10 protein-coding genes are annotated in these 9,806 nt (G+C 53.4%); 8 read left to right on the forward strand and 2 right to left on the reverse strand.

The genetic code is table 11. The features are described from left to right. The 3 genes from Q0688_RS19530 to Q0688_RS19540 form a co-directional block, all read left to right on the forward strand. Positions 1–1,969: polymorphic toxin-type HINT domain-containing protein (locus Q0688_RS19530; protein ID WP_299081238.1), on the forward strand; the 1,969-nt coding region annotated here is incomplete at its 5' end. 20 nt (positions 1,970–1,989) lie between these two features. Then, on the forward strand, positions 1,990–2,808 hold the full coding sequence (locus tag Q0688_RS19535; RefSeq protein WP_299081242.1) for a hypothetical protein: 819 nt from the start codon (positions 1,990–1,992) through the stop codon (positions 2,806–2,808). A gap of 66 nt (positions 2,809–2,874) precedes the next feature. Continuing rightward, complete coding sequence (locus Q0688_RS19540) at positions 2,875–3,417, forward strand: hypothetical protein (RefSeq protein WP_299081245.1); 543 nt, start codon at positions 2,875–2,877, stop codon at positions 3,415–3,417. A gap of 78 nt (positions 3,418–3,495) precedes the next feature. On the opposite strand, the gene Q0688_RS19545 is transcribed toward Q0688_RS19540, so the two are convergent. Next, entirely contained in the window at positions 3,496–3,867 is a 372-nt protein-coding gene (locus Q0688_RS19545; protein WP_299081248.1) for a helix-turn-helix transcriptional regulator, read from the reverse strand. A gap of 114 nt (positions 3,868–3,981) precedes the next feature. Here Q0688_RS19545 and Q0688_RS19550 point away from each other — a divergent pair, with 114 nt between their 5' ends. Genes Q0688_RS19550 through Q0688_RS19565 form a run of 4 tightly spaced genes read left to right on the forward strand, consistent with a single transcriptional unit; the run spans position 3,982 to position 8,607 of the window. Further along, positions 3,982–7,011, forward strand: a complete 3,030-nt coding sequence (locus Q0688_RS19550; protein WP_299081251.1) for a CHC2 zinc finger domain-containing protein — start codon at positions 3,982–3,984, stop codon at positions 7,009–7,011. A gap of 6 nt (positions 7,012–7,017) precedes the next feature. Beyond that, positions 7,018–8,088, forward strand: coding sequence for a site-specific tyrosine recombinase XerC (gene xerC / locus Q0688_RS19555; protein ID WP_299081254.1), 1,071 nt, complete (start codon positions 7,018–7,020; stop codon positions 8,086–8,088). Positions 8,089–8,122: 34 nt separating this feature from the next. Next, entirely contained in the window at positions 8,123–8,314 is a 192-nt protein-coding gene (locus Q0688_RS19560; protein WP_299081257.1) for a hypothetical protein, read from the forward strand. Continuing rightward, positions 8,311–8,607, forward strand: a complete 297-nt coding sequence (locus tag Q0688_RS19565) for a type II toxin-antitoxin system RelE/ParE family toxin (RefSeq protein WP_299081260.1) — start codon at positions 8,311–8,313, stop codon at positions 8,605–8,607. Before Q0688_RS19560 ends, Q0688_RS19565 begins: the two co-directional genes overlap by 4 nt. A 48-nt stretch (positions 8,608–8,655) precedes the next feature. On the opposite strand, the gene Q0688_RS19570 is transcribed toward Q0688_RS19565, so the two are convergent. Next, positions 8,656–8,799: a hypothetical protein gene (locus tag Q0688_RS19570; RefSeq protein WP_299081263.1), complete on the reverse strand. Its 144-nt coding sequence runs from the start codon at positions 8,797–8,799 to the stop codon at positions 8,656–8,658. Positions 8,800–9,270: 471 nt separating this feature from the next. Here Q0688_RS19570 and Q0688_RS19575 point away from each other — a divergent pair, with 471 nt between their 5' ends. Next, positions 9,271–9,540 carry a hypothetical protein gene (locus Q0688_RS19575; RefSeq protein WP_299081266.1) on the forward strand — a complete coding sequence of 90 codons (270 nt, stop codon included), beginning with the start codon at positions 9,271–9,273 and terminating at the stop codon, positions 9,538–9,540. Positions 9,541–9,806: the final 266 nt, after the last annotated feature.

Here is a 9,806-nt window from a genome sequence, read left to right on the forward strand (position 1 = left end):
TTATAACTATTACAGGGATTATGACCCGAACACAGGCCGATATCAGCAAAGTGATCCGATTGGCCTACTCGGCGGCATAAACACCTATGCCTATGTGGCGAATAATCCACTCCAGCTGACGGACGTTCTTGGGCTCGCGGAAGGAAGCGAGCAAAGTGCAGGACCTGAACCTGTCTCTCCCGTGGCAGAAGAAGAATATACCCAGAAATTAGAGGAAGTTATAGCGCACACTGTTGCTCGTTTGAAGGGGACCACCGTTGAAGACGCAGCTGGAAAAGTTCTGAAAGAAATCAAGGATGCTGCCAAAGGTTTAGCTTTGATTGCTCTGGGCGGAGCAGTTGCGGTCGGTGGAGCTGTTTTAGCAGGTGTTGCCGCCCCGGTGGCTGTAGGTGTAGTTGTTTCAGCTATTGGTGTGTTTGGCGTAGCATCGGCAGGTTGGGCAGGCATAATTTTCATAAAGGATTTAATTTCTTTAGCTTTTGATATCGGCAAATTAAGCCCGTGTCAGTCAAAGCGAAAAAACGATGTTGCGAGGCTCGGTGATAACCTCTTCGATTTACTTGACCGTGCAGGTACTGAAACCCTGCTGGCTGTCGCCACACTCGGGATAGGAAAAGCAGCGCATAGAGTTGGAAAAGCACTGGAAAAGCCACCCAAAGCATCCAGCTGTTCGTTCGCCGCTGAAACCTTAGTATTGACCTCCGCAGGTTACGTTGCCATTGAACAGATTGAAGCAGGTAATGATGAAGTCTGGTCCAAGAATGCAACAACTGGGGAAATGGGCTGGAAGCCCGTAATCGCACAGTACTCAAACCCATACGATCAGACGGTAAATGTGATGCTTAGGTCACATGACGGCCTCGAGCAAACAATCTCTTCAAATGCTATCCACCCCTATTTTGTCCAGCTTCCCGAAAATGTAGCGGTGAGGCGTTCGTCAGAAGGTCATGTTTACCGAGGCGAAATAGCTAATGGGGCCTGGGTTGATGCAGCAAGCTTGAAGCCAGGCTTTGAGTTGCTCAGTGACGATCAAAGTTGGCAATCAGTCGTAGCAGTGAACATACAAGATAAACCGCTGACCGCATTTAATCTAACTGTTGCAGATTTCTCCACCTATTTTGTAGCGGCGAACGAGGATGCAGACGCGGTCTGGGTGCACAATAATTGCTTTACCTCATTGCCAGAAGGCTTCCGAAAATCTGGCAAGAATGAACACGGTCAGGATGTCTACGAGGGGCCTGGAGGTGAGAAACTATACAAAAGTGACGACGGTCGTTTTTATGATCCTGAAGTGTACCCCCCAGGTAAAGACTACGATCCGCGCGGTCTGGATAAGCAGCAGGAGGACTATTACCGCAAGAAAATTGATGAGGCGGAAGTAAATGGTGACCTCGCAAGGGCGGATGATTGGCGCTATGCTCGCCACGTGACTGCTAAGGAAAACCAGGGGCAAAAGCCATTGTCCAGGGATGTGTGGGAAGGCAAGAATCAGCGTCTTAGAGATGCTCGAAATAAAGGAAGGGAGAATGAGAATAAGGCAAGAGATGCCTTGGGCGATTTCAAGGGCGAGGGTAACGCTAGGAACAACAACTTTGCGGTCAAAGACAAAGATGGCAAAGTAATAAAGAGCCCAGATACCTACGATACGCCCGAAGGGAAAACAACGCGTCCAGATACAGTCACAGACAAGTACATTCAGGAACATAAGCACTTTCAAGAAGGCACTGATGGTCAGGTGGTTTATAATTCTGATCAAATCAAGGGCCAGCGAGAAGCTGCAAAGAAAGACGGCAAGGAACATGTCATCACGATATCGAGTGATGCACCGAAGGGAGCGGATGGGCAGCCGAAGCCGAGGCCGAGCCGGGAATTTAGCAAGGAAGAAAACCGCAGTACGATCTATTACGTTGAGAATGGCAAGGTCACGCATGAGTGGAACCCTGATCTTCAGCAGTGGGATTCAGTTTAGAGAGAGGATCAAAACAGCAAATGTCTTTAGGTAAATTGGACCAGATACATGCAGGATATATCGGGCCAAAGCCGATGTATGAAGGGGATTATCTTGAGCAAATACTGGACTTATTTGAAACATCAAATAACTTCGTGCCTGAGTGGTGGTCGGACACCGACGGAAAGAAATACCCGTATGACCGTACTGACTTACTATCCACTATTCGAAATCGTGTCCATGCCGATCTATTCCCTTCAGTCTCGTTTGGGCGAAAGAAAACTCCCAAAAACGATTGCTATGTCGGGATCAGCCTAGAGCAGGCGATATCATCCGATCTTGGTAAGTCAACCGCGAGAAAACACTGGCAGCCATGGATGGAGTTGATGGATAAACTGGTGGCAATCTTCGAACCGAGCTTTGGTACCGTTGGGTTTATTCCAGAATGGCGAAACGAAACTGGTGAGCTGAGTCCCAGGGACATTACGGCCGTTGAATTTCTTTATAGTTCTCGGATTAATGGTACTCAATACTGGCTAAAGGCTGGTCTTCGCGGCGTTGCCACCCGTACCTATTTCGGCGAACATTTTATCGATCTGTTTGGCCGGGAAAACTTGTTGTCCACGCCGAACACGGTGATTAAGGAGTTGGACTGGGGCGGCATTCGCATGGATTTGATGGATGACATCACGACTGTCAATGAAGAAGAATTATTTGCCAACTGGCGCGCAGCAATGGATCACTTGTTGCAGTTTGAGGTATTTGCGCACATGAAATTGGATGATAAGCAGCGGGTTCAGCTTACCAAAGGAGCGAGGTGGGAACCGTCACCGAAAATGCGGTTACCAGAGCGGAAATAGAATTCGAGCGGCCCTGCGGGCGGGCAACGAATGGGATAACTTAACAACAACGGCAAGGAGGCTGTTATGAAGTGCGCAATAGAATTCCAATATTGTTACCGGGCTGGGGTAAGCGCGCTGACGCTTGTCTATTGGCTTTTGTTGACGAATAGTCCGGCGTTCAGCGCCGATTCAATTAAGGTAAGCAGCATGAAATACGACGATGCGTCCTGGCATCCAGAAGGCACCGATGGTGAGTACACTTTACCGGAAGGCAGTTCACGCACGCATATTGGCCTGTTCCTGGCCTGGGCAATCACGCGCGATTTAGTCAGTGACTATCACACCAAAGAACATGCAGACGCACTCGCAGAAGTCAAAGCACGTACGATGACTGGCTCTGAATACTTGCATCGGTACTGCGGCGACAAGTTATTGGCTGATGATCTAAATGAAGCAGGCAACGCCTTTGCCGAAATGTTTTATGAGCAAAGCTACCTGGGCGGCGAATACCTGTTTGCAGCCGATCCGGGAATGGACGCTGACAGCCTCTATCAAATCCCTGATACCTGGGCCACGTTCGACGTGGTGGCGGCCATGCTGGACAGTTACTTTGCATCCCGGATGTAGTTAGTTGCAGCAAATGAAGGCTATATTCTGTCGTTAGAGCTGATTCCTCAAGAAATTTAATGCGCCGAAAAGTTTCGGTTAACTGGCTTGGGTCCACCGTCGGGCTTGGTATTTAAACACCATGCCTTCCAGCAATTCTCTGATGACGGACTGCTCATCTTTTTTTAGCTGCTCAATGGCTTCGAACAAAAATACGAGTCGGTCGTTGCTCGGGCCTCTATCGCGGTCGTCAAAGACCAGTTCATCGAGGCTGACATGGAGCGCTTTAGCCAGCTTTATCAGCGCTTCTAAGGTGGGTTGGGCTTCGCCGAGCTCATAGCGCCGAACTTGTGTGATATGAAGTTCAGAGGCATCGGCTAGCGCTTGCTGCGTTAATCCCTGCTCTTTACGGTGTTGAATCAGGCGTATTGGAAAATTCACGGGAAGTATCCAGTTCATTGTGAAAGCCATAGCCTAATCCTCATATTGTCTTGGTGGGTTGCAATTATATCCTAAAAGATATAATAATAAAGCCCTAATAGATTATTGACAGGTTTTGGAAATCCTACGGAAAAGGTGACGATTATGGCCAGAATCCCCAACGACGAACTGGAGCACATCAAACGCGAGGTGTCCTTACTGCGTCTGGTGGAAAGTCAGGGCCATGAAGTAGTGCGCCAGGGCAAGGATTATGTGATTGCCTGCCCATTCCATACTGAGGACACACCCAGCCTGATCATCAGCCCAAAAAGTAATCTGTACCACTGCTTTGGCTGCGAGGCGGCGGGGTCGGTGATTGACTGGGTGATGCAGACCCAGGGCGTGAGTTTCCGGCACGCGGTGGAAATTCTGAGGACTGATGACGCAGGACAGAAGACAGACGCGCAACCATCAGGGCCAGTGAAGTACAACACGGTACCCAAGTTGCCGACTCCGGTATCGGAGCATGGCGAGGATCAGGCGGTTTTGCGGCAGGTGATTGATTATTACCACGAGACATTGTTGGGCAGTGAGGAGGGATTGGCGTATCTGGCCAAGCGGGGTCTGGACGATGCCGAGCTGATCGAGACATTTAAGCTGGGGCTGGCCAATCGCACCCTGGGTTTGCGCTTGCCGCAAACAAGCCGCAAGGCGGGTGCGGACATCCGCGGGCAATTGAAGCGCATTGGGGTGTACCGCGAGACCGGGCGGGAGCATTTTAATGGCTCGCTGGTGATTCCGGTCTTGGATGACGATGGGACGGTGCGGGAAGTGTACGGCCGCAAGCTGGGGGATCGCTTGCGCAAGGGCACGCCCAAACACACGTATCTGCCGGGGCCGCACGAGGGTGTGTTTAATCGGTCAGGGCTGGTGGGCTGTGAGGAAGTAATACTGTGCGAGTCCTTGATTGATGCCTTGACGTTCTGGCGCTGGGGCTTTCGGCAGGTGACCAGCAGTTACGGAGCCAATGGGTTTACGGAGGAATTGCTGGAATGCCTGGTGGCTGGTGGGGTCAAACGGGTGCTGATTGCCTATGACCGGGATGAATCGGGGGATAGGGCCGCGGCGAAGCTGGCCAGGACGTTAAACAAGAAGGGTATCGATGCCTACCGTGTGTTGTTCCCAAAAGGCATGGACGCCAATGAGTATGCGTGTCAGATGTCGCCGCCGCAAAAGTCGCTGGCCCTGGTGATCCGAAAAGCGGAGCCGATCGGTAAGGTGGTGCACACGGTGGCGTCTTCTTTAGCTGCTGAGCTCGCTGCAGACGAGCTGGATACCCAAGCGACACCGGCCCCGACACCTGCGCCAGCGATCCCTGTGGACGTCAAAGCTGATGGACTCTACATCACCCTGGGCGACCGCAATTACCGGGTAAAAGGCTTTGATCAGAGCGTCATTCGCGACACCCTGAAAATCAACCTGATGGTTAAACAAGGTGACGCCTTCCACCTGGACACGCTGGATTTGTACAGCAGCAAGCACCGGCAGGTGTTTATCAACCAGGCCTGTGTGGAGTGCGGGGTGGCCCCGGACGTGATCAAGACAGACCTGGGCAAAGTGTTATTGCAGCTGGAAACACTGCAGCAAACGCACGTCGAGGCTGACGCAGGCACGGTGACCGATTCACTCCACGCGTTAACGGACGCGGAACATGAAGAGGCGTTGGCGCTGCTCACATCTCCGGATTTACTGAATCGCATTCTATCGGACTTTAGTCTGGCCGGTGTGGTCGGAGAAGAAACCAACAAACTGGCGGGTTATTTAGCATGCGTGTCACGCCAATGTGAACGGCCATTGGCCGTTGTGATTCAGTCGTCGAGTGCGGCGGGGAAGTCGGCGTTGATGGAGTCGATACTGGCGCTGATGCCGGAAGAAGAGCGGGTGCAGTACTCGGCGATGACGGGGCAGAGCTTGTTTTACATGGGTGAGACGAATCTGAAACACAAGATACTGGCGATTGCGGAGGAAGAAGGGGCGCACAACGCGAGTTACGCGTTAAAACTGCTGCAGAGCGAGGGGGAAGTGACGATTGCCAGCACGGGCAAGGACGACGATTCGGGGGATCTGGTCACGAAGGAATACAAAGTTGAAGGGCCGGTGATGCTGTTCTTAACGACGACGGCCATCGACATCGATGAAGAATTACTAAACCGCTGTTTGGTGCTGACAGTCAATGAAAGCCGCGAGCAAACGCAGGCGATCCACCGGGCGCAGCGCCAGCGTCGTACCCTGCAAGGCCTGCAGCACACGTTGGAGAAAGACCGTATTCTCCGGCTGCACCAAAATGCGCAGCGCTTGCTAAAACCCTTAGCTGTGATCAACCCGTACGCGGACCAATTGACGTTTCTGGACGATAAAACCCGCACCCGGCGTGATCATGAAAAGTACCTGACGCTGATCGACAGTATTGCGTTGTTGCATCAGTACCAGCGAACGATCAAAACGGTGGAATCGCCGAGCCCTATCACATCCGGTGAGCGCGCTGCGATTGAGTACATCGAGGTCACGCTGGACGACATCCAAACGGCCAACCGGTTGGCACACGACATTCTAGGTCGCACACTGGATGAGCTGCCACCACAGACGCGCAAGCTGCTGACACACATACAGGCGATGGTACAAGCCGGCTGTCAGGCCCAGGGCATGGAACAGAAGGACTTCCGGTTTAGCCGCAAGGACATCCGTGAGGCATCGGGCTTTGGTAACACGCAAACCAAAATCCATTGTCAGCGTTTGGAGGACATGGAATATCTGCTGGTGCACCGCGGTGGCCGGGGTCAGTCGATGGCGTATGAGTTGTTGTATACCGCAGATAACCAGGGTGAAGAAGCGGATGCCAAGCGCGTGATGGGGCTGATTGATGTGGGTTCATTACGCTACGATGCGAACAAGTCGGGGTCAAACGCCAAGCGGTCGGGGCTAGGGCGACCTAAGTCGGTGTCAAGTCGGGGCCAGATCGGTGGGGTGTCGGAGTCCGCAAAACGCCAGAAGGCCACGACGGGCAAGGGCTCCAGCCAAGGTGGTCGGCCTGACGCAGAAAACGCACATCCCAGTCAAAACAATGGGGCGTCGTATCGTACCCAAAGCACTCGCTGCACTCGCGGGGCCGACTCAGCCGCTTCCGCTCAGGCCTAGCCGGCCATGCCGTACCGCAAGGACCGCCCACGCCGTGGCGTGTACACGAAAACCCGGCCCACCAAAAAAGCGGCCGCTCCGAAACCTAAGTCCACACCACCGATTGATCACAATGGTCTGTATCCGTACTTGCTGCGGTTCAGCGAATGGGCCGCCATGAGTGGTCTCAGCCCCTCGACGGTCAAAAGCCGCGAGCAGGTGCTGAGGCGGTTTATTGCCTGGTGCGATGAACGCGGCATTGATGACCCGAAAACGATCACAAAGCCAATGCTAGAGCGCTACCAGGCGCATTTGTATCATTACCGCAAGCCCAATGGGGATCCCTTGAGTCTGGGCTCCCAACACGCGCTGCTGGCGCCGGTGAAAGCGTTCTTCAAATGGCTGACCCGCCAGAATTACCTGCCGACCAATCCGGCCTCCGAATTGGTGCTGCCGAAACAGATTCGGGGTTTACCGCAGGTGATTCTGTCGGTTGAGGAAGTGGAGCGCTTGATCCACCTGCCGGACACTGGTACACCGTACGGTGTCAGGGATCGGGCAATTCTGGAAACGCTGTACAGCACCGGCATTCGGCGTATGGAGTTGGTCAACCTGACCTTGTACGACGTGGACGCTTCCCGAAAAACACTGCTGGTCCGCCAAGGCAAAGGTCGCAAGGACCGCTTGCTGCCACTGGGCGAGCGCGCCCTGCACTGGGTTGAACGGTACCGGCGAGAGGCCAGACCGCAGCTACTGGCACACCACGACGAACAAACGCTGTTCCTGACCGACTACGGCGAGCCGTGGCACAAAAACCGTTTATCGGACCTTGTGCGCAAATACCTGCACCACGCCCATATCGACAAGCCGGGTGCTTGCCATCTGTTCCGTCACGCGATGGCCACCCACATGCTGGAGAACGGCGCGGATATCCGCTTTATCCAGACAATGTTGGGGCATTCGGATTTATCGACCACACAGATATACACGCAGGTGAGCATCGAAAAGCTGCGGGAAATCCATGCGGCAACGCATCCGGCGCGAGTGGAAAACAGCATCGATACCGACCAAACAACGGTCAAACGAGAGGAAACTTGATATGCTTAGTGGAAACGTCTCTGAGGTAAATGCCATGCAAACGGCGATGGATATTAAGCAGGCCGCGCATCAGTTGATCGATCAGTTGCCTACGGATGCGACGTGGGATGACGTGGTGTATCGGCTGGTGGAACGCCGGGAAATCGAACTGGGCCTGGCGGACAGTGACGCTGATCGCACGACACCAGTCGAAGATGTGATGAAGGAATTTGGCATTGAACCATGAGGGTTCAATGGACCGACCGCGCAAAAACCCGATTGCACGATATCCACGATTACATAGCAAAAGAGAATCCGAAGGCGGCGAGGGAAGTTGTTGACAAAATTCTGCGGCGCTCCTGGCAACTGGGTGAGTTACCTGATATCGGTCATGAGGTGGAAGGATACGAAGATACGGACTTGCTTGAAGTGTTAGTTCGGCCTTACCGATTGATCTATCGCAAAAAGGCACCTCGGATCGATGTGATCACTGTATTACACTATCGGCAATTGCTGCCTGGCGATTTGCATTTATCCTGAGTTCCCATTGAATAGGGTGCCATCGGACAGTGTGAGCGTCTGTCATCTTTATTGCAAAAACACGGCAATAAAGTTGCCAGCCGCAGTCCGTACTTCGTTATTGGCAAGGGAGTGATCCCCAAGTGTGTACCGTTCGTTCACAGGCAAGTAATGTTGCGGCAAGCCGCGCTGGTGTTGCTGTCCTGGCTGCACTCGCTGCGCTCGCTTCGAGCCAGGCCATCCACCCCAGCTTGGCCTGCGGCGCAGCCTCCACCTCTCCCGCTCCTCCCCACGCCCACCAATGCGCCTGCCCTTTATGGTTTAGGTCGCAGGGGCTGCACGTACAAGGTGTTCTATGTCGTCAGTGCCAAAGCCGCACAACGCATTGGCGCTCGTGAGTCGTAGCTCCTTCAGCGTATTGTTCACGCCGAAACGATAACCACATTCCTTTAGCCGCTACGCGGCTGTAGCGCCTGCGGCGCTGCAGCTAAAGGGGTGGTTCGGTTGCCTGTAGCGCGTTCTGTGCGTGCGGCAAGTCCGTGTCTGCTGTGTGCCATGAGAGGTTAGCACCGTGCTCGGTCAGTCAAGGCCAGGCCACGCGAGCGTGGTGCTGCGCAGCCTTGACAGCCCTGCGCGCGATGCAGGCGTGAAATGGCAAACAGCAGCCACTTCGGAGAATCGCTTATGTCTAACCAACAAGAAAACAGAGTAACCATTACTATCAACCTGCATCGAGAGGTGCTGAAAGAACTGGAGTATCTGGTGGCACTGCACCGGCAGCATGGTGCGCCAGCTCAAATGGACAGCATTGAATCGCTGGTCAACTATGTGCTGGTGAGTATCGCAGACGGGTCGCGCCGCCCGGGTTCCTGGGAACGACAGCTTCTGGAAAGTCTGGGGCTGGTCGCAGACTGCGCTGAGCATCGAGTGTATCGGGACAGGTATGGCCCTTAGTGCCGGTCACCTTTTTAGCGGCTAAAAGAAAAACAACGACACTCTGTTAGGTAGTTCGCAGTATCAGAAAGTGCGTCTGGGGAAAAATTATGCCGAGCGGGAATTGCCTCAGCAAATTCGCTCGTTAACCGCCTGAATTATCAAGGAAAAATCCCTTTCTGGTCTACGACGCTCGTCGGGCCGATCAGTTTATAACTATTACAGGGATTATGACCCGAACACAGGCCGATATCAGCAAAGTGATCCGATTGGCCTACTCGGCGGCA

It is taken from the genome of uncultured Paraglaciecola sp., from assembly GCF_937123705.1.
Taxonomy (GTDB): Bacteria; Pseudomonadota; Gammaproteobacteria; order Enterobacterales; family Alteromonadaceae; genus Paraglaciecola.